The sequence below is a fragment of the Anaerococcus lactolyticus ATCC 51172 genome (assembly GCF_000156575.1).
GTDB lineage: Bacteria > Bacillota > Clostridia > Tissierellales > Peptoniphilaceae > Anaerococcus > Anaerococcus lactolyticus.
Map to the genome: position 1 here is coordinate 110,282 of NZ_GG666045.1, position 18,283 is coordinate 128,564.

An 18,283-nucleotide genomic window follows, 5' to 3' on the forward strand; every position below is an offset into this window, starting at 1 on the left:
CACTTTACTTTCATATACTTAGCTTAGATAAAGATAAGGAGTAAAGTATGGAAATATTAAAAGTAGAAAATTTAAGAAAAGAATATGGAGAAGGAAATTCTAAGGTAGTGGCCTTAGATGGAGTTGACCTTACAATAGAAAGAGGAGAATTTGTAGCCATTGTAGGCCCTAGTGGATCTGGCAAATCAACTCTTTTACATATCATAGGTGGGGTAGATAGTCCAAGCTATGGAAAAGTTTATATAGACGGCAACGACATATCCCAATATTCATCAAAGGAATTGGCCCTATTTAGAAGGAGAAAAGTAGGCCTTATCTACCAATTTTATAATTTAATTCAAAATCTAACTGTAAGGCACAACATAGAACTTCCTTTAAAGCTAGATAAGAGAAAAATCAAAGAAGATGTTTTAGAAGATTTAGTCAAAAAACTTGGCATAGAAAGTAAACTTGATTCTTTCCCAAGTGAACTATCTGGAGGTCAGCAGCAAAGAGTTGCCATAGCAAGGTCTTTGATTTATAAACCTTCAATAATCCTAGCCGACGAACCAACTGGCAACCTCGATAGGAAAAACTCCAAGGAAATAATTGAAATCTTTAAATATTTTAATAAAACCCTAAAACAAACAATTATCCTAATCACCCATGACGAAAAAATCGCCCTAGAGGCAGATCGAATTGTCACTATAGTTGATGGGAAAATAATAGGAGATGAGAAAAATGAATAAGAAGAATTTTCCAATTTTCATCTCGGTTTTTATTGTTTCCTTGTTTTTTACAGTTGTTTTTTATTTTGTTAAGGTAAATCTAGACGCAAACTACATGGAAACAAGAGCTACCAATTTTGCTGATGCCCACATAGATGATCATCTAAGCGAAGAAGATATCGAAAAATTAAGAGAGATAGATGGTGTCAAAGAAGCTGGTAGGTTAAACATGGACTTCACAAGTGCAAAGCTTGATGATGATTTAGTAGTTATCTATAGACAGGATAACCATATTAATAAAATGAGAGAATTTTCATTTACTGAAGCTGGGCGTTTTCCTGAAAATCCGAATGAGATAATGCTATCAAAATCTCTTGTTGAAAAGCACAAATTAAAAATAGGAGATGAAATCCCTATAAGTTTTGGTAAAAGATTCCTTGGTAAAAAAGAATTAGATCCTACAAATTCAAAAATAGAAAAAGAAAGTTTTGAAAAAAACCAAATCAAATCTTATAACTTGGTTGGAATTTATGAAGATGTTTACAATAAATATGCTGGTCTATCCTATGGATTAATCTTTGATACAACAAAGGACCCTCAACCAGCGGTATTAAGATTTGATGATTTTGTTGATGTCCATCTAAATAAAAAAATATTTGAAGATGAGATCACAAAACGACTCGGCAGAAAAATAGAGATGAGATTTGACGAGAGAATAGAAAAATATTATAGAGTAAATGATACTTGGCTAGAAAAAATAATGGCTAAGGCAATGATGATATTTTTTCTTCTTTCTATGATTGTAATATTTATATTTTTTACAAGGAATATTTTCTGGGTCTGGGGACTTAGAAAAATCAAAGAACTATCTATTTATAAATCAATAGGATCAACAGATTTTCAAATATATAAGTTACTATTTAAAGAAGCAGGACTTATTTCAATCATCCCTGTACTTTTGGGCCACTTGTCTGGATTTTTCTTAATTTATGGTTTATATAGTTATTCGCAAAAAAACCTAGAAATATCAAAATTTGAATATGTTACATTTAATCCTCTACTAACAGGGCTCATATTATTAGTTTCATTTTTGGTAATGAGCTTATCGATAATAAAACCAGCTAGAAAGATATCTATAATTAATATAATAGATGGTATAAGGGGAAATGTCGACTTATCCATGTCAAAGAAAAAGAAAAATGAAGACCTATGGAAGGAATTAAGAAATAATAATCTCTCTTCTATCAAAAGTCAAAGGTATATTTCAGCCATTGGTATTTTAATAATATCTATGTTTATATTATCAATTTCTATAAGTAAGTATTTTAGGGACTATTATGATGAAGATAGTTCTTATAATATTTTTACTACTTATTATAGCTCAGATAAAAAAGTTCCTGACGTTCTAAGCTATATAGAAAAAGAGCTAGGAAGTCAAAAGTCATTTATATATAAGGATAAGTATATAGGTGTTAAAAACAATCTTGACTTATCTAATCAAGCAAAAAAGTATAAATTAGATGAAAAAATCAAAAAAATACTTAAAAAGAAATCGCAAGAATATTTGCAAGGCAACCTTATTGCAATGGATATAGATGATTTAGAAAAACTTGGAGGCTCTAAGGGAGAATTTATCTTATATAACAAGGTGCAAGCTGATCCATTAGAACCAATTGCAAAAGCCAAGATGGTTAAATATTTCAAAGATCCTAAAAATATAGATATTTCCATGGTTGGATTTGAAAAGAAAATAAAGATATCAAAGGAAATATACGATACAGGCGAGTTTGAATTTAAGCCATTTCCCTTTGTAGTAAATATTTTTACTGACTATGAAACATATTTTGACTTGGTTGAAGAAGCTAAGGATGATAAATATCTAAACTATCCATATACATTGAAGATGAAAATAGATGACAAAGACCTATCAAGTGCCAAAGAATTTATAGAAAATAAACTCAGAGAATCTCTTCAAATCAATGAAAGATATGATATATTTGTAGGCAAAGAAATAGAAGAGCAAGAAGCATCATCTCTAAAGTATTTGCTATATATTTCATTAGCAGTAGGGATAATTATATTTATCTTAAATGTGACAAATGGGTACTCTTCAATAAATATCTCATTGATATCTAGAAAAAAAGAAATTGGAAGTTTATATTCTGCAGGTATGGATATTGATGAATTAAAAGAAAATTATGAAAAAGAATTTTTCTTAGAACAAGTCAAATCTTTTCTATTAGTAAGTTTTATCAGTCTTACTGTGATGTTAATAATATCTATACTATCACCACAATTTAGCCTACCTATACTCTTGAAATATTTTGATTATAAAATGTATTTGGGATTTGCACTGGTTGTTTATGTGATAAATCTATTGATCTATCACTTATCTTTAAAAAGAATTTTAGACAGACCAACAATTGATCTAATTAGAACAGAATAAATCAATGAGAGCAGCTCTTTACGGGGCTGTTTTTGTTTTTTAAATATATAAATAGATCCTAAATTATAATACTAAAGTATATTTTTGCATATTAAGTAAATTTATTTTATAATAAAATAAAAAGGTATATATATGGGAAATTTTAAAAAATATATAATAAGAGAATTAAGTCCGGAACCCCTTTATATTATCGACATAAGTTGGAATCATGAGGGACTTAAAGTAACTTTAGAAAATAAATCGGATTTAAGGAAAATTTGTCTCTTATTTGATGAAACTGTTTATTTATACCAAGATACATCAGAAGTTTATAAGCCAAGCTGGCATATAGGCTCAGAAAGTGATTATTATCCATTCTATTATAGTAAAAAATCAGATTTAATCGATAAATTAAAAAAAGATGTCGACCATGTTAGAGATGATGAAATAATTCATTTTGTAATTATTGGACTTGATGATATTGTGGATGTCTTGACAACTGATTTACCAAAAGTTTTTAAATTATAAAAGGAGGATACTATTTTTTTTAAAAAAACAGTTAAGAAATTTTTTGTAGATGATGGAAGCTATGACATTTTATGGTTTATATTTGGATTGTTAATTTTATTTGTTTTTGCATTTCTTAGTATGCCTTATTGGATTTTTTGTTTGGGTCTTGGGGTACTTACGAGTGCGATTTTTAGATATATTACAACAGATGCCCTGTTTTATGATGATTTTAAAAATTTAGACAATAGAAAAGATAGACTTAATTATATATTGAGTAAAAATATTTTTACATTATTTTTTCTAGCAGGTTTTATATTGATTTTATATATTTTATCATTCCTAGCTACAAAGTTAGGTTTTGTAAATGAAAATGAAGTCAACCTTGTTTTGGTTTTTAAGTTTTTAGTCTATATACTTGCGTCTGAAAACATTATTTTAATGCTTAACAACAAAATGATTCCTTCGTATAAATCTGGTCATAAAAGAAATATTAAAGAAGATATAATAATCGGTACGGAAAATTTAAAGTCCATGATACCATCCTTATTTGTAAATATTATTCTAATTATTTTTATATTTATGTTTAAAATTGACTTAACTACCTTTGCTGGAATAGTGTATCTTCTTGCGTCAATTTTTATTTTTGCCATTTACAAAACTTGCTAGAATTATGTAAAGTTGATTTTGTTTTTAGGATAGGAGGGATTATGTCTGATACAATGTCAATTATTATAGGTGTTTTCTGTATTTTATTGGTGACAGTATTTAGGTCTCAATTTAAGGGGAAAATAGGGGAGATTGTTTCTGCAAAATTTTTAAATAAATTAGATAAGGATAAGTATAGGGTTTTAAATGATATTAAGATTGACAACCCATCTAATCACACAAAGACAAGCCAGATTGACCACTTGGTTATTTCAAAATATGGAATTTTTGTTATAGAAACTAAGGCTTATAAGGGGAAAATTTATGGTAAGGAATATTCGCGTAATTGGACACAATATTTAGGTAGTAAAAAATATGAATTTATGAATCCGATTTTACAAAATTATGGTCATATAAAAGCACTTGAGGCTCTTTTAGAAGAGGTCTATCCAAAGATGAAATATTTTTCTATTATTGCATTTTCTCCAGAAGCAAATCTTAAAGATGTTGAGGTTCAGGATGCCAAGCTCTGCAGGATTTCACAAGTTGGTAAGCTTATTGAAGAGCTCTCTGTCGAGGAAATTTATAATGAAGAAGATTTGGAGAAGATTTTAAGCATTATAAATTCTAATAAGTCACACCAAACAGATATTTCTCATGTAATGGATATAAATAAAATTAAGAAGGAAAATGAAAAGAAAATAGAAGAGGGAATCTGCCCAAAATGTGGGAGCAAGCTTGTAGAGAGGGAAGGAAAATATGGAAAGTTTTTAGGTTGTTCTAATTTTCCGAAGTGTAGGTTTGTGGTTTCTGGCAAAAAAGATAAGTAAATTATAGGACAATGATTAATAATATGCTAAAAATGATTAGAAAAAAACAATTTTTATATTTTGTTTTATATATAGGATCTTTTCCTTTGTTATATTTGTGCTTTATATTATGTGCAAAAATTGAATTTATCCCACTATTTAACAATATTTTTTTGGGCATATCTATATTTGTATTTTTTGCTTATAATATTTTCTTTATTAGTAAATTTACAGACCTTAATATTAATTTTTATTTAAAACTATTGTCAACTCTTCTTATGGTTGGACTTGGTCTTTTGGCTGGCTATGTGGTTTTGATTATGAGTATCTTTGCTTTTAAGGATAGTATTCCTTTTACTTATGATGGAGAAAAATATTATCTCTTAAATGAAGGTTGGGTTGATTTTGATTATGTTGTTTATAGGAAAGACTTTATAACAATGGATAAGATGACCTTTGAAGATAGTGAAAAGACTTTTACAAATTTAAGTAAAGTAACAAACAAAGAAGCCAGAGACCAACTTAAATTTTATTTTCATAAGGATAAGCAAATCGTAAAAACTAACAATAATCAAGAAGATATAGAGCAAAAAGAAAACCTAAGTAGTTCTGAATTCTTAAATAACTTTGGACTCGAAGATGTTAAAAAAATCCCGAATTCAAGCTATGGTCTGATAGAAGTTGATAGGGCAGGGGCCAGGTCAAGGTGGTTTTTTGTTGAGATTAATGATGATAAAATAAAATTTATATCGGAGATTCCTGATACTAGCCCAGATATTTCTGGATCTGTAAAAGAAGATGGGTCTATTTTACTTGTTTGCAAAGATATTAATGGAAATGAAAAACAATATAAATCAAGTGATTTTGGAAAGACCTTTGAACCTGTTAATAAAAAATAAATTTGATTTTAGGATAAATCTGCATATAATATTTTTAGGGAATGAAGTACTCCCTTGATAATTATAATCTAAAACGCGTTGGCTGATGACTTCTACATTTTTGTAGGGTTATCAGCTTTTTTATTGGAAAGGAGATTTTATGATATTATCACTTGGACTTATTGTTATTGTGGGCATGGTCTATGCGAAAATTTTTGATAGGCTAAGACTACCTAGAATAATTGGTATGCTTCTAACCGGAATTATCTTAGGACCTCAAGTATTAAACTTACTTGATAAGAATATTTTAGATATTTCTGCCGACCTAAGAAGCATAGCCTTGATTGTTATTTTATTAAAAGCTGGACTCAGTCTTGATATAGGAGACCTCAAAAAAGTAGGACGCTCTGCTGTTTTACTATCTTTTTTGCCAGCAAGTTTTGAGATTTTATCCTATGCGATTTTCGTACCAAAACTTTTAGGGCTACATTTGGTTGATGGACTTTTAATGGGAGCTGTTATGGCGGCGGTTTCTCCAGCTATAGTTGTGCCTAGGATGGTGAAACTTATTGATGAAGGTTATGGAAAAGACCAGTCCATTCCACAAATGATCTTAGCAGGGGCATCTTGTGACGATGTTTTTGTTTTGGTTTTATTTTCATCATTCTTATCTATGGCAAAGGGCAGTGAATTTTCTTTTAAATCACTATTTAAAGTTCCTATTTCGATTGTATTAGGAATAGGATTGGGCATTGTCATTGGATATTTGTTGTATTTATTTTTTGAAAGGAATTACAAAAATGGAGCCTATATAAGAAATTCATCTAAGGTTATTATTATCTTGGCACTTTCATTTTTGCTTGTAAGTTTAGAGGGACTTGTAAAAAATATTGTTCCAATATCAGGACTTCTTGCTGTAATAGCTATGGCTTCATCTTATAAAATAAAGGCTAATGAGGGAGTTGTTGAAAGGTTATCTGAAAAATTTGCAAAGCTTTGGATATTTGCAGAAATTTTACTCTTTGTTCTTGTTGGCGCTGAGGTTGACATTAAATACATGACAGCTATTGGTAGTGTTGGAATACTTTTGATATTTTTAGGACTTTTGATAAGGTCTATAGGTGTATTTATTTCTGTCAGTGGAAGCAAGCTTGATAAAAAAGAAAAAACTTTTACAATCCTTGCCTATACACCTAAGGCTACAGTCCAAGCTGCAATTGGATCTGTTGCCCTTGCAAATGGAATTTCGTCAGGAATGGCAATCTTATCCATAGCAGTCCTTGGAATAATTATTACTGCACCCTTAGGAGCTATTTTGATTGATAAGTCTTACAAAAATTTACTAAAAAAAGCTTCGAACTAAAGGTATAATGCTAATAAACATTAGGAGGAGAATATGGCAGAAACAAGTTTAAAAGTCACTTTATTAAATTATACAAAAGACGGTGAAGAAACAATTGCACAAGCAGGGAAATTATGCTATTCTCCTGTTGGAGTTGAAGAAATTTCAAAAAAACAAGACCAAGAATCAATTGCAAAATACGTAAAAATGCTTGCAAGCCTTGGTCACTTAAGCCCAATAGAACATATTTCCTTTACTTTCGCAGTTGAGGGTGTATCAAGAACTCTAACCCACCAACTTGTTCGCCATAGGCTTGCTTCCTACTCTCAGCAATCGCAGAGATACGTAAAATTAGATGGGTTTGAATACGTAATTCCACCTCACATAAAGGAAGACCTAGAAGCAAGGAAAATTTTTATAGAGACAATGCAAAAAGATCAAGAAGCTTATGACAAACTTGCAGAAATTCTTACTAAAAAACATTATGATGTCTTAATTAATAAAGGCGAAGAGGAAAAATCTGCAAAAAGAAAGGCGATTAAGATGGCAATCGAAGATGCCAGATATGTTTTTCCAAATGCTTGTGAAACAAAAATAGTTTTCACTATGAATGCGAGGGCTCTCCTTCACTTTTTCAATCTTAGATCTTGCAATAGGGCCCAGTGGGAGATAAGGGATATGTCAGATCAGATGGTGAAATTAGTTAAAGAAATTTACCCTAATGTTTTTGCATCAGCAGGTCCATCTTGTGTGTCAGGTCCTTGCCCTGAAGGTAAAATGACTTGTGGCAAAATAAATGAAGTTAGAGAAAAATTTAAAAATATTTAAGGGCCTTTGGCTCTTTTATTTTGCCTTAAAATGGGTATAAAATAAGAATAAGGATAAAGAAAGAAGAGGTTTCTATGTCTTATATAGAATTAAATGAAGTTAGTAAAAAATATAAGTCAGGTCAATCTGAAATTCTTGCCAATGACAGGATAAGTTTCAATCTTGAAAAGGGTAGACTTTTAATAATAGTTGGCGCTTCAGGTGCTGGTAAAACTACGCTTTTAAATATAATCGGTGGTATGGAGCAGGCGAGTAGTGGAGATATACTTATAGATGGAAAAAATCTTAGCAAGCTTAATGAAAATGAGCTTACAAAATATCGAAGAGATGATGTTGGTTTTGTATTCCAACACTATAACCTAATACCAAACCTAACAGCTTTGGAAAATGTAGAACTAGCAAGTGAAATTTCAAGCGAATCATTAAAGGCAGATGAAATTTTAGACCAAGTTGGACTTTCAAAAAGAGAAGGGAATTTTCCTTCTCAACTTTCAGGTGGTGAACAACAGAGGGTAGCCATTGCTAGAGCTTTGGCAAATAATCCTAAATTACTCCTTTGTGATGAACCAACTGGTGCCCTAGATTATAAAACAGGAAAAAATATCTTAAAACTTCTCCAAGATGCATCTAGAAAATTCAACTCAACTGTAATAATTATAACTCACAACTCGCTTATAAAGCCTATGGCTGATGAGGTGATAGAACTAAAAGACGGTAGGATTTTGAACGCTTATACAAATGAAAACCCTGTTTCTGTAGAAGAACTCGAGTGGTAGTATGAATAAGACTTACTTAAAAAATATCCTTAGGGATATTAAAAAAACAAAAGGAAAAGTATTTTCTATAGGGGTCATGGTTGGGCTAGCCACTATGGTTATTGTAGCCCTAAACCTTACAGGACCTTCTATGCGCAAAAGCCTTAAACAATCTTTAGATACATACCATCACCCTGATATAATAGTGAAATCTACTTATCCAATGGATTATGAAGATAAAATTCTTTTGGAAAATGACAGTGACATTGAAGACATTTCTTATATTAAAACTATAGATCTCATGGATGGCGAAAAGATTATAAGGTTAAAATCCTATGATAAAAATTTCTCTAAAATCCATCTTGAGAAGGGCAATTTAATCAAAAATGACAAGGAAATCATTCTTGATAAGACCCTTGAAAAATATTATAAAATTGGTGATACCATTAATCTTTCTTATATAAATGATGACCAAAAGGAAAATTCTAAGATTAGAAATATTTCTTTTAGGATAGTGGGATTTTTTGCAACTAGCGAAAAATTCATGGAAGATATGCGTGACATATCACCTCTTGGAAAAAAAGAGATTGAGGGATTCGCCTTTGTTAACCCAGAGAATTTCGCTAGCGACAAGTTTAATGAAATTAATATTTCCTATAAAAATTCAACCGATATGGATAAGACCAGCGATGAATATATCAGTTTTATTAGAGATAAAAAAGAAAAAATAGAAGATGATATCTACCTTAGACCGAAAGAAGTTTTAGAAAAAATCAAAACTGAAGCTAATGAAAAAATTTCTGATGCAGAAGGTGATATTAATGAGGCAGAAGATAAGTTAACTAGCACAGAAAGAGATTTACTGGATGCTAAAAAGAAACTGGATGACGGTTTTAATAAATATGAAACTAATAAGGCTAATTTTGAAAAGAGAATCAAGAATGCTGAAAATAAGCTTAGTAAGTCTAGGCAAAAATTAGAAGATGGACAAATTAAACTTGAGGAGGGCAAAGAAAAATTAGCTACTTCAAAGAAAGAATATGAGAGCAAGATACAAGAAACTGAGAAATTACTAGACGATAAGTTAAAGGAATTAAATGCAGGCAAAAGTCAACTAGAAGAGAAAAAGTTAGAGATACAAAATGGTCTTGATAAAATTGATAAGACCTTTAGCGAACAAAAAGAAGCCTTGGTTAATCAAACTGGTGGCGACTTATCTTTATCAACCGCTATGCCTAGTGAAGAAGAGATGAAATCAAAACTTGACGAACAAAAAGCTCCACTTCTTTCTGCCCTTAAAGAAATTGAGGCAAAAGAGACGGAAATAAATGCGAGTTTTGTAGAATACAATAAGGGCAAGGCTGATTTTGAAGCGAAAAAACAAGAGGGTCTTACAAAAATCAAAGCTGGCCAAGCAGAAGTTGACAAAAACCAAAGAGAAATAAATCAGGGATGGACTAAGTACTATGAAGGAAGGGATAAGTTAGCCTTTAATAAGAAAGATGGCAAAAAGAAATTAGAAGATGCCTACAAGAAACTAATTAAATCAAAGGCTGACTATGAGAAAGGACTTAAGGAATTTGATGATAAAAAGCTAGAGGCAGAGGAAAAAATCCATGATGGCAAAAAGAAAATTTCTGATAATAAAGAAGCTTTGGTAAAACTCAGAGATCCTGAATACGATGTCGAAACTATTTTCGATAACCAAGGAATAGATACTTATTATAAAAATTCCCTAAATATGGATTCACTTTCAAAGGTATTTCCGGTATTTTTCTACATGGTAGCCATGCTAGTAACACTAACAACCATGCAAAGATATATCCAAGAGCAAAGGCTAATAAACGGCACTCTTAAATCCTTAGGTTATGCTAACAAGATGATAGCTAAAAGATTTTATATTTATGGGTTAATTCCAACTGTAATTGGATCTATAATAGGAGGTATTTTAGGCAGACTTATAATTGTCGGAGTAATCTTTGACGCCTACTCAACGGGCTTTGAAATACTTCACGCAAGCTATGTAAATTCGATAACAGTTATAATTGCATCAATTATTTTATCATCATTACTAGTTAGCCTTACAGTTTTCTTCACTTCAAAATCAACAGTAAACGAAACACCGGCAAGGCTGCTTATGCCTCTTGCACCACAAGGTGGAACAAAAATTTTGCTTGAAAGGATAAGACCTATTTGGAAGAACCTATCTTTTATGCAAAAAATCACTGCAAGAAACTTATTTAGGTACAAGTCAAGAATGTTTATGACAATTTTTGGCGTTGCAGGATGTACAGCCTTAATATTTTTTGGTTTTGCGATGATTGATTCATTAAAAGACACAGCATCAATCCAACAAAATGAACTTCATAATTATAAGGCAGTAGCAATTTTAGATGAAAAGGCCAGCGATACTGACAGGAGAAATTACCAAGAAAAAATATCTTCTTATGAGATTTTGGAAATAAAAAATAATTCTGCAAACCTAGAGAAAGATAAAATAAATCTGGATATATCTGTTGTTGTACCAAAAGATAGTAAGAAGTTTAAGGGTTTTGTGAACCTTAGAAAGGATAGGAAGTCTCCTGTAGACCTAGAAAAAGCAGGCGCAGTCCTAACAGAAAATGCAAGCAAAAAACTTGGCATCAAAGTTAATGATAAAATAAAAATCAAACTTGATGATGATCTACTCGAAATCAAAATCGGGGGAATTGCAGAAAACTATGTTGCTGACTACTTATATATTTCAAAAGACTATTATGAAAACCTCAGCAAGAGAGCTATAAAAGTAAATGCAAATTATATTAAAGGAAATCCTGATCAGATAATTGAGAAATTAGAGAATACGGATTCTGTCCTCGCTGTTATAAATACAGGCAAGGCCTATGCATCAATGGACGCCTTGCTAGCTAACTTAAACCTTGTAATTGTAGTAATAACTTTGATTTCTTCAATACTTGCCAGTGTTGTATTATACAATATTACTGATATAAATGTTAGCGAGAGAAAGAGGGAATTAGCTACTATCAAGGTTTTAGGTTTCTATCCTAAGGAAGTAACTTCCTACATTTACAGGGAAATATTTATCTTAACAATTTTAGGAATAGTATTGGGCTTTGGACTTGGTTATATTATGTTTAGGTACATAATTGATTTAGTGGCACCAAGGAATATAATGCTTGCTTATAAATTGCATCCACTAAGTTTTATAGTGTCAGCAGCCATTACCCTAATCTTATCTCTAATCATTTTAATTTATGTTCATAGAAAATTAAAGAAAATTGATATGGCTGAAGCTATGTCAAGTGGCGAATAATAAAAGGCGGGAAACCGTCTTTTATTTTGTCATACTAGATAAAAAGATAAATTTTGTTATAATTATTAGTGAGGTGGAATATGAAAATTATTTTTGTAAGACACGGTCTTACTATGGCAAATATAGAAAAAAAATACTCAACCCCGGAAACAAAACTTGAAGAATCCGGTTTATATATATTAGATAAGACAAAAGAACATTTAAAAAATTACGAAATTGATGAAGTTTATACTTCAGGATTAATACGTAGTCAAGAAACTGCAAAAATTTTGGGTTTTGATAAGTACTTGGTAGATGAAAGATTAAATGAAATGGACTTTGGAGATTTCAAAGGCAAAAGCATTTTCGAAGTCAGGGAAGATTATAAAAATTTTTTTGAACAAGAAAAAGAAGCTTACTTTGACTTATCTTATCCTAATGGTGAATCGAGGAGAGATGTTATAAAAAGGCTTAGCTCATTTTTAGATGAAAAATCGAATAATGATAAAAATATACTTTGCATTAGCCATGGCATCGCAATAAGGTCAAGTTTGTTTTGGATTTTAAAAGACCTTTCCAATTGGCAGTCTTTTTGGATAGATAATGGTTCACTTACAGTTTATAATATCAAAGATAATAAAAAACTAATAGAAAGTGTAAATATCATATGAAATTTATCCACTTGGCTGATTGCCATCTTGGTGACAGCTTTGCATTTAAAAGTGAGCTATCGGATAAAATTAGGGCCAATAATAAAAAGTCACTAGAGAGTATTTTAAAAAATAACAAGGATGTTGACTTCCTATTAATAGCTGGCGACTTATATGAAAGATCTTTGTTTACGCTTAGAGATTACAAAGAACTTTTCAAACTTTTTCACGACTTTGGAAAAGATATTTTTTATGTAGCAGGCAACCACGATTATATTGGAAGTGACAATTATGATATTCTAAAGATGAAACCAGCCAACCTTCATATCTTTTTTGATAAGGAGATTAGTTACTATGAAATAAATTCAACTAGGATTTATGGCTTATCATATAGTGATAGAATCTATAAAGATGAATTTCCTTATGATATAAATTTAGATGATGATTTTTTTAATATTTTATTAGTCCATGCTAGCATAAACAAATCAGAAGATAAGTATCTAGACTTATATTTAGATAAATTGAAAGAAATAGGTTTTGACTATGTAGGGCTTGGCCATATTCATAAGTGGGGTAATTTTGGCAATAATATTTACTATGCTGGATCTATTGAACCAAGTGATTTTTCAGATGTATATGATTATGGATATATTCTATATGATCAGGGAAAAATAAGTCATGTTAATTCCTCAATTATGAAATTTTATGACATGAACTTATGCTTTGATGATTTTGAAAATGATAGTAACCTTATATCATTTATTAATTCAAGACTTGACCCCAACAAGGAAAATTATTTGCGAATAAATCTAGATAGACAGGTTAATATTAACAAATTAAGAAAAGAAATCAATGCAGATTATATTCAAATAAAAATTGATGAGAGAGCCTCACTTTATGATTTGGTTGATTTTTATCCGAATTCTCTTCTGGAAAAGTATAGGGAAAAATTCCCTCACAAATTAGATGATATTCAAGCGAGGGCCTTAGAATTAGGCTTGGATGCGATATACAGGAGCAAGGATGACTAGGATTTTTATTGAAGAATTAAATATAAAATCTTTTGGTAAATTTCAAGACAAAACAATAAGGTTGAATCCATCTTTTAATCTAATATATGGGCTTAATGAATCTGGAAAAACTACTTTAAAAAATTTCATAGAAGGAATGTTCTACGGTTTTGATGAGGGGAAATTAAGAACTAGTTTTTCAAATAAAAGAGAAATTTATAGACCAAAATCGTCTTACGTCTATGCAGGGGAAATGAAGCTAACAAAAGATGGAGATAGGTTTCTTTTGTATAGGGACTTTGATAGTGGCGATTACAGGGTCACAAACTTAAGTGAAAATAAAGAAGTTGATCTAAAAAAATCAGACCTAAACGCTCCAGGTAAGTATTTTCTAGGTGTAGATTATGATATTTATAAAGCTTATATCTCATCAGAACAAATTCAAAAGATAAGCACCGATAGCAAGAAAAAAATCCTAGAAAAACTTTCAGCAAATGATATAGATTATAATTTTTCTATAAAAAAATCTTTGGAAATACTTGATAATAGGCTAAAAGAGCTTGGAACGGAAAGAGCCTACACAAAGCCTTACTATAAGACAAAAGAAAAAATAGAAATTCTTCAAGAAAGAATATCAGAAATTGATAGGCTAAAAAAAGATTTTTATAAATCTTATCAAAAATTAGATGAGGATAGGAATCTTTTAACTAGGTATGAACAAGAATGTGAGCATAAAAAGAAATTAAACCAAACCTACAATAAAAGAAGATCGGACGAAAATTTCAAGTCTTACCAAAATTGGTCCAATAAACTTTTTAATATTGATAGAGAATTAGAATCTTACGATGATATAAAATTTCTAGAAAAAGATAAGATAGACTTTGTAGATGATAATAGAGATTATAAATTAATTTATATCCTTACAATACTTGTACTAATTTTGATTGCGATAATATTTAGTAAATTTTTCATCTTGCTATTTACTATTCCTTTTATTTATCTTATTTTTAACGAAAGTTACAAAGATGAAGGAAAGATTGCATCTGAGTATAATAATTTAAGGCATCGATTTAATGAATATGGAAGTCTTATTTCTGAAAGAGAAAAAATCGTGGAAGTCCTTGATATATTAAAAAAGCAGGATTTAGATTCCAATCAAGATGTAGATGATATTGATTTTAACTTTAGCGCTTATGATAATTTAAAAGAATTAAATGATATTTCAAACCTTGAAAAAGAAATAAAAGATTTAAGTGCCATTATCCATGTTAGGGAAAAAAATCTTTTATCAATTGACAATATCTTACAAGATGAAGCAACCTTGAGGGATGAGTTTAACTATCAAACTGAAAAGTTTAATAAGATTAAGGAAGAAATAGAAGCTATAAATCTTGCTAAGAATATGATTTTACAAATTTCAGATGAAAATAAGGCAGATATTCATAAGTTAAATAATGATATTAAGAATATTTTAGCTGAATCAAGCAAATCAAAGTTAGATATAAGTTTTGATAATAATTTAGATATTAATATTAAGGATAAATTAAATTTCACATACACTGATGATCAGTTATCTAAGGGATGTTATGACCAGGTGAACCTTGCGATGAAGCTTAGTGTGGCAAAAGAAAGTATAAAAGATTCGTTTTTGATTTTTGATGATGCCTTTATAAATTATGATATTGAAAGGTTAAGAAGATTTTTATACTTAATTCTCGATGAATCTTTATCTAGGCAAATAATTTATTTTACATGTCATAAGAGAGAAGAAGAGTTTTTTGAAGCTGAAAATATATATGTGAATTTTATACAGTTGGGGGATCAATGATATATGCTCTGGCAGACCTTCATTTAGATTATACAGAAGCAAAATCTATGGAGGTTTTTGGCGAAGCCTGGAAAAATTACCAGGAAAAAATCTTTGCAAATTGGAAAAATAAAATAAAAGAAGAAGACACAGTCTTAGTGCCAGGTGACATTTCTTGGGCGATGGATATAAAAAATGCCGAAATTGATTTAGCCAAAATTGATAAGCTCCCTGGTAAAAAGATTTTGATGAAGGGTAATCATGATTTTTGGTGGTCTTCGCTAAATAAACTCAACCAACTTGGTCTAGAAACAATAGAGTTTTTACAAAATAATTCTTTCGAAGTTGAAGATTATTTAATTTGCGGAACTAGGGGTTGGATCAGTAGAGATAGTAGGGATTTTACTGACCATGATGAAAAGATTTATAAAAGAGAACTTCTAAGGCTTGAAAATTCTATTAGAAGCACAAAGTCTGATAAAAAACTTATTATTAATCTTCACTACCCACCAATAAACGCTGACGGATCGTTGAATGAATTTTTTGATTTGGCCAAGGAGTTTAAAGCCCACACGCTTATTTATGGCCATCTTCATGGCAATGGGCACAGATTAATTAAGGAAGGAATATTTGAAGGGGTCAAATTGGTTTGCGTATCAGGCGACTATGTTGATTTTGACCCGGTTAGGATAGGATAATGCAAAGAGAAATTGAAGTAAAAGTTTTAAATATTGTACCAAAAGAAATGGAAGAAAAATTACTAAGCCTTGGGGCTGAGAAATTATCTAGGGAGTTTCAGACAAATTATACTTTTGAACCTACAGATGGTGAGTTTAAAAAAGGCTACCTAAGAATAAGAGAAAGCCAAATTGATGGCAAGAAAAATCCGATTGAATTAACTTTTAAAGAAGTAAAAAACGACAGAGATGTTAGGATTAATAACGAATTTACAGTTCATATTGATTCTGTAGCTATGATGACTTCTATCTTAGATAAGATGGGTATAAAATTAAAATATAAGGGAGAAAAGGAAAGAATATCTTACAGGTATAAGGGACAAAGATTTGATATAGATACTTGGGATAAAAATACTTATCCATATCCTTATATGGAAATTGAATTTACAAATCAATCAAAGATAGATGAAATTATTAACGATTTAGGCATTGAAAAGAGCATGGTTACAACAAAGTCAATATCAGATTTAATAAATGAATTATAATTTTGACAGATAGAAATATACTGGTATAATTTAAAAAAATCTAAGGAGAAAGTATGATTTCTATAAAAAATTTATTAAATTCGCACGATTTGACAAAAAAAGATTTGCTCGAAATTATCGAACTAGGAAATGCTATTTATAAGAGTCCAGCCGATTTTTCTCATTCAGCAGATGGGAAGTTATTGGGGACTCTTTTTTTTGAGCCTTCAACCAGGACTAGATTATCTTTTGAATCTGCCATGCTAAGGTTAGGAGGATCTGTAGTAGGATTTTCTGATGCGAGTGTATCATCTGCTAAAAAGGGAGAGAGCTTACAAGATACAGTTAAAACTGTTAGCCAGTATGCTGATATTATCGCTATGCGTCACCCACAAGAAGGTGCTGCCTACCTTGCAAGCCTTGCAGCTGATTGCCCAATTATAAATGCAGGTGATGGTGGCCATCAACATCCAACCCAAACCCTAACAGATATGCTTACAATTAGCAATTACAAAGAAAGTTTTGAAAACCACGTTATAGGTATCTGTGGCGACCTCAAATACGGTAGGACTGTTCACTCATTGATTAAAATATTAAATCTTTTTGAGGGAAACAAATACATATTAATTTCTCCAGAAGAATTAAAGCTTCCACAATATGTAAAAGAAGAAGTTTTTGATGAAAATTCTCAGTATGAAGAAGTAAGAAGTCTTGATGAAGTAATCGATAAGATTGATATTCTATATATGACAAGGATTCAAAGAGAAAGATTTTACTCTGATGCTCAATACACAAGACTAAAAGATTCATATCTTTTAGATAAGGAAAAAATGGAAAGGGCTAGGAAGGATATGATAGTTTTGCATCCACTTCCTAGAGTAAATGAAATTGCAAAAGAAGTCGATGATGATCCAAGAGCTGTTTATTTCAAACAGGCAAAATTTGGTATGTATGTTAGAATGGCACTTATTATAAAGTTATTGGAGGCAAATAATGATTGAGATTACAAGTATTAAAGACGGAATAGTAATAGACCATATTAGAGCAGGACTAGGAATGCAAATCTATAATCTTTTAGATTTAAAAGATTTAAAAGATGAAGTGGCAATAATTTTGAATGCTTCTTCAACAAGATTTGGCAAAAAAGATATATTAAAAATCGCAAACAATATTGATATAAACCTAGATGCTGTTTCAATTATAGACCCAACAGCAACTGTTAATATCATTGAAAATGAAAAAGTAGTTAAGAAACTAGAATTAAAGCTACCTGAAAAAGCAATTGATATTTTAACTTGTCAAAATCCAAAATGTGTATCAACAACTGAAAGGGAAGTTCAAAGTGAATTTATCCTTATAAATAAGGAAGAAAAGACCTATAAGTGTGCCTTCTGTGGTCACATTTATGATGTGGAAGAATAAAG

At 30.5% G+C, this 18,283-nt stretch carries 17 protein-coding genes and 1 riboswitch; all 17 genes read left to right on the forward strand.

Annotated features, from left to right (window positions below):
• Positions 1-47: 47 nt before the first annotated feature.
• The 17 genes from HMPREF0072_RS03070 to HMPREF0072_RS03150 all read left to right on the forward strand — a co-directional run bounded on the left by HMPREF0072_RS03070 (position 48) and on the right by HMPREF0072_RS03150 (position 18,281).
• Positions 48-728 carry an ABC transporter ATP-binding protein gene (locus HMPREF0072_RS03070; RefSeq protein ID WP_004827341.1) on the forward strand — a complete coding sequence of 227 codons (681 nt, stop codon included), beginning with the start codon at positions 48-50 and terminating at the stop codon, positions 726-728.
• Positions 721-3,153, forward strand: coding sequence for an ABC transporter permease (locus tag HMPREF0072_RS03075; RefSeq protein ID WP_039931050.1), 2,433 nt, complete (start codon positions 721-723; stop codon positions 3,151-3,153). The genes HMPREF0072_RS03070 and HMPREF0072_RS03075 overlap by 8 nt, the downstream gene beginning before the upstream one ends.
• A gap of 132 nt (positions 3,154-3,285) precedes the next feature.
• Positions 3,286-3,660 carry a hypothetical protein gene (locus HMPREF0072_RS03080; protein WP_004827343.1) on the forward strand — a complete coding sequence of 125 codons (375 nt, stop codon included), beginning with the start codon at positions 3,286-3,288 and terminating at the stop codon, positions 3,658-3,660.
• Positions 3,661-3,801: 141 nt separating this feature from the next.
• Entirely contained in the window at positions 3,802-4,308 is a 507-nt protein-coding gene (locus HMPREF0072_RS03085; protein ID WP_039931051.1) for a hypothetical protein, read from the forward strand.
• A 41-nt stretch (positions 4,309-4,349) separates the two neighbouring features.
• A complete protein-coding gene (locus HMPREF0072_RS03090) occupies positions 4,350-5,117 on the forward strand; it encodes an NERD domain-containing protein (RefSeq protein WP_039931053.1) in 768 nt (255 codons plus the stop codon).
• An 11-nt stretch (positions 5,118-5,128) separates the two neighbouring features.
• Positions 5,129-5,995, forward strand: coding sequence for a hypothetical protein (locus HMPREF0072_RS03095; protein WP_004827346.1), 867 nt, complete (start codon positions 5,129-5,131; stop codon positions 5,993-5,995).
• Positions 5,996-6,023: 28 nt separating this feature from the next.
• Positions 6,024-6,097, forward strand: a riboswitch (Fluoride riboswitch).
• A 37-nt stretch (positions 6,098-6,134) separates the two neighbouring features.
• Positions 6,135-7,337 carry a cation:proton antiporter gene (locus tag HMPREF0072_RS03100; RefSeq protein WP_004827347.1) on the forward strand — a complete coding sequence of 401 codons (1,203 nt, stop codon included), beginning with the start codon at positions 6,135-6,137 and terminating at the stop codon, positions 7,335-7,337.
• Positions 7,338-7,370: 33 nt separating this feature from the next.
• Complete coding sequence (gene thyX, locus HMPREF0072_RS03105) at positions 7,371-8,144, forward strand: FAD-dependent thymidylate synthase (RefSeq protein ID WP_004827348.1); 774 nt, start codon at positions 7,371-7,373, stop codon at positions 8,142-8,144.
• Between the two features lie 74 nt (positions 8,145-8,218).
• On the forward strand, positions 8,219-8,920 hold the full coding sequence (locus HMPREF0072_RS03110) for an ABC transporter ATP-binding protein (RefSeq protein ID WP_004827349.1): 702 nt from the start codon (positions 8,219-8,221) through the stop codon (positions 8,918-8,920).
• A 1-nt stretch (position 8,921) separates the two neighbouring features.
• Positions 8,922-12,212, forward strand: coding sequence for an FtsX-like permease family protein (locus HMPREF0072_RS03115; protein WP_004827350.1), 3,291 nt, complete (start codon positions 8,922-8,924; stop codon positions 12,210-12,212).
• A gap of 80 nt (positions 12,213-12,292) precedes the next feature.
• Entirely contained in the window at positions 12,293-12,862 is a 570-nt protein-coding gene (locus HMPREF0072_RS03120; RefSeq protein ID WP_004827351.1) for a histidine phosphatase family protein, read from the forward strand.
• Complete coding sequence (locus tag HMPREF0072_RS03125; RefSeq protein WP_004827352.1) at positions 12,859-13,872, forward strand: metallophosphoesterase family protein; 1,014 nt, start codon at positions 12,859-12,861, stop codon at positions 13,870-13,872. The genes HMPREF0072_RS03120 and HMPREF0072_RS03125 overlap by 4 nt, the downstream gene beginning before the upstream one ends.
• Positions 13,865-15,679: an ATP-binding protein gene (locus HMPREF0072_RS03130; RefSeq protein ID WP_004827353.1), complete on the forward strand. Its 1,815-nt coding sequence runs from the start codon at positions 13,865-13,867 to the stop codon at positions 15,677-15,679. The genes HMPREF0072_RS03125 and HMPREF0072_RS03130 overlap by 8 nt, the downstream gene beginning before the upstream one ends.
• Positions 15,676-16,356, forward strand: coding sequence for a metallophosphoesterase (locus HMPREF0072_RS03135; RefSeq protein ID WP_004827354.1), 681 nt, complete (start codon positions 15,676-15,678; stop codon positions 16,354-16,356). The genes HMPREF0072_RS03130 and HMPREF0072_RS03135 overlap by 4 nt, the downstream gene beginning before the upstream one ends.
• Positions 16,356-16,880, forward strand: a complete 525-nt coding sequence (locus HMPREF0072_RS03140; RefSeq protein WP_004827355.1) for a class IV adenylate cyclase — start codon at positions 16,356-16,358, stop codon at positions 16,878-16,880. Before HMPREF0072_RS03135 ends, HMPREF0072_RS03140 begins: the two co-directional genes overlap by 1 nt.
• A gap of 53 nt (positions 16,881-16,933) precedes the next feature.
• Positions 16,934-17,860: an aspartate carbamoyltransferase gene (gene pyrB, locus HMPREF0072_RS03145; protein WP_004827356.1), complete on the forward strand. Its 927-nt coding sequence runs from the start codon at positions 16,934-16,936 to the stop codon at positions 17,858-17,860.
• On the forward strand, positions 17,853-18,281 hold the full coding sequence (locus HMPREF0072_RS03150) for an aspartate carbamoyltransferase regulatory subunit (protein ID WP_004827357.1): 429 nt from the start codon (positions 17,853-17,855) through the stop codon (positions 18,279-18,281). The genes pyrB and HMPREF0072_RS03150 overlap by 8 nt, the downstream gene beginning before the upstream one ends.
• Positions 18,282-18,283 lie beyond the last annotated feature (2 nt).

Bases quoted from the DNA above. Each gene is read 5' to 3' on its own strand.
- HMPREF0072_RS03110 (WP_004827349.1), top strand. From the start codon at position 8,219: ATGTCTTATATAGAATTAAATGAAGTTAGTAAAAAATATAAGTCAGGT.
- HMPREF0072_RS03075 (WP_039931050.1), top strand. From the start codon at position 721: ATGAATAAGAAGAATTTTCCAATTTTCATCTCGGTTTTTATTGTTTCC.
- HMPREF0072_RS03140 (WP_004827355.1), top strand. From the start codon at position 16,356: ATGCAAAGAGAAATTGAAGTAAAAGTTTTAAATATTGTACCAAAAGAA.
- HMPREF0072_RS03100 (WP_004827347.1), top strand. From the start codon at position 6,135: ATGATATTATCACTTGGACTTATTGTTATTGTGGGCATGGTCTATGCG.
- HMPREF0072_RS03115 (WP_004827350.1), top strand. From the start codon at position 8,922: ATGAATAAGACTTACTTAAAAAATATCCTTAGGGATATTAAAAAAACA.
- HMPREF0072_RS03130 (WP_004827353.1), top strand. From the start codon at position 13,865: ATGACTAGGATTTTTATTGAAGAATTAAATATAAAATCTTTTGGTAAA.
- thyX (WP_004827348.1), top strand. From the start codon at position 7,371: ATGGCAGAAACAAGTTTAAAAGTCACTTTATTAAATTATACAAAAGAC.
- HMPREF0072_RS03150 (WP_004827357.1), top strand. From the start codon at position 17,853: ATGATTGAGATTACAAGTATTAAAGACGGAATAGTAATAGACCATATT.
- HMPREF0072_RS03135 (WP_004827354.1), top strand. From the start codon at position 15,676: ATGATATATGCTCTGGCAGACCTTCATTTAGATTATACAGAAGCAAAA.
- HMPREF0072_RS03090 (WP_039931053.1), top strand. From the start codon at position 4,350: ATGTCTGATACAATGTCAATTATTATAGGTGTTTTCTGTATTTTATTG.
- HMPREF0072_RS03080 (WP_004827343.1), top strand. From the start codon at position 3,286: ATGGGAAATTTTAAAAAATATATAATAAGAGAATTAAGTCCGGAACCC.
- HMPREF0072_RS03120 (WP_004827351.1), top strand. From the start codon at position 12,293: ATGAAAATTATTTTTGTAAGACACGGTCTTACTATGGCAAATATAGAA.
- HMPREF0072_RS03125 (WP_004827352.1), top strand. From the start codon at position 12,859: ATGAAATTTATCCACTTGGCTGATTGCCATCTTGGTGACAGCTTTGCA.
- pyrB (WP_004827356.1), top strand. From the start codon at position 16,934: ATGATTTCTATAAAAAATTTATTAAATTCGCACGATTTGACAAAAAAA.
- HMPREF0072_RS03070 (WP_004827341.1), top strand. From the start codon at position 48: ATGGAAATATTAAAAGTAGAAAATTTAAGAAAAGAATATGGAGAAGGA.
- HMPREF0072_RS03095 (WP_004827346.1), top strand. From the start codon at position 5,129: ATGATTAATAATATGCTAAAAATGATTAGAAAAAAACAATTTTTATAT.